The following is a 1490-nucleotide window of genomic DNA, read 5'->3' as shown; positions in this document are numbered from 1 at the left end:
TGAACTGTATCCCGAATAATGGACACTTATAAAAAAGTCCACTATTCGGGATTTTTTGTGTTAATTCAATCAGAAAACCCGTTATAATCAAAACAAATGGAGAGAACGGGGAATTAATTATGAATAAACAAATTTTTAATGAATTTCAACGTAAACAACTAGAGAACAATCAAAATGTGAGCCATGTGTCTGATCGATCAATCAGTTATCAACCAGAGTTCAAAGTAAAAGCTGTAAAGGAGAACTTAGAAGGAAAAGGCCCTATGGAAATCTTCAAAGAGGCTGGATTTGACGTTGATATCATTGGTCATAAAAAGCCAAGTCAATGTTTAAAGCGCTGGAGAAGAACCTATCGAGAATTAGGTGAAGAAGTGTTCTTTGAAGAACGCCGAGGAAAAGGAGCCACTGGCCGTCCATCTTCGAAGGATCTGACTGCTGAACAAAAGCTCAAGAATGCAGAAGCACGTATTAAATTCTTAGAAGCTGAGAATGACTTCTTAAAAAAGCTCGAAGAACTGGAGAGGCAGGCGAAGAAGAAGAAATAGTGACAACAACTGTGAAGTTTGAACTCATTGAGTTGATTGTACGGAAACATAATATGAAAGGTATGATCAGTTATTTTTGTAAGTTGGCCTCTGTGAATCGGAACAGCTATTATGCATGGTTAAAAGCAGAGACAAATCGCATGGAAAGAGAACGGAAAGATGAAGCAGACTTCAAACTAATTAAGGATATCCATGATTCCAAACACGGAAAATTGGGTGGACGTGCCATCAAAATGATTCTTGAGAATGTATATGGTGTAGTCATGAACCTCAAGAAGATCTATAGGCTTATGAAGAAGTACAATCTTCAAACCAAGATTAGGCGCGCTAACCCTTACAAGAAGATCGCCAAAGCAACACAGGAACATAATACGTGTCCGAACCTATTGAATCGCCAATTTGTTCAAACTGATCCAGGAATGGTATTACTGACGGATATTACGTATCTCTATCTCGAAAACGGCACACCTGTCTATTTGTCTTGTGTAAAGGATGGAACTACACGTGAAATCCTAGCCCACTACTTATCAACATCACTAGAAATGAGCATTGTTTATCGTACACTTGAAAAACTTATAGAATCTTTGGAAGGTAACGTCCATCCAGAAGCAATCCTCCACTCTGATCAGGGTGTTCACTATACACATCCTGAATTTCAAAAGAGGGTCAAAAAACTTGGTTTTATTCTGTCCATGTCCCGCAAGGGAAACTGTTGGGATAATGCCCCTATGGAATCATTCTTTGGACATATGAAAGACAATCTGGATACCACCAGTTGTAGAACACTAGAGGAATTACAAAAGAAAGTAGAAGATTACGTGGAATACTACAATTCCTTTAGGTATCAATGGGGATTAAAAAGAATGACCCCAGAACAATTCCGGGGTCACCTCTTAGCTGCTTAGGTCCTTTTATTAAACTGTCTATTTTTAAGGGTACAGTTCA

At 38.4% G+C, this 1490-nt stretch carries 1 protein-coding gene; it reads left to right on the top strand.

Annotated features, from left to right (window positions below):
• The first annotated feature begins 119 nt into the window (after window positions 1-119).
• Window positions 120-1450, top strand: a protein-coding gene (locus tag N8M93_RS22555) for an IS3 family transposase (RefSeq protein ID WP_261134889.1) whose coding sequence is annotated in 2 segments (ribosomal slippage) — window positions 120-492 and window positions 492-1450 — 1332 coding nt in all. Because the reading frame shifts where the segments join, the coding sequence is not laid out codon by codon here.
• Window positions 1451-1490 lie beyond the last annotated feature (40 nt).

This window comes from Bacillus sp. Marseille-Q3570 (assembly GCF_946151055.1).
In the GTDB taxonomy this organism is placed as follows: domain Bacteria; phylum Bacillota; class Bacilli; order Bacillales; family Fictibacillaceae; genus Pseudalkalibacillus.
The sequence above is the reverse complement of the archived record's forward strand: the minus strand, read 5'-3'. Positions and strand labels throughout refer to the sequence as shown.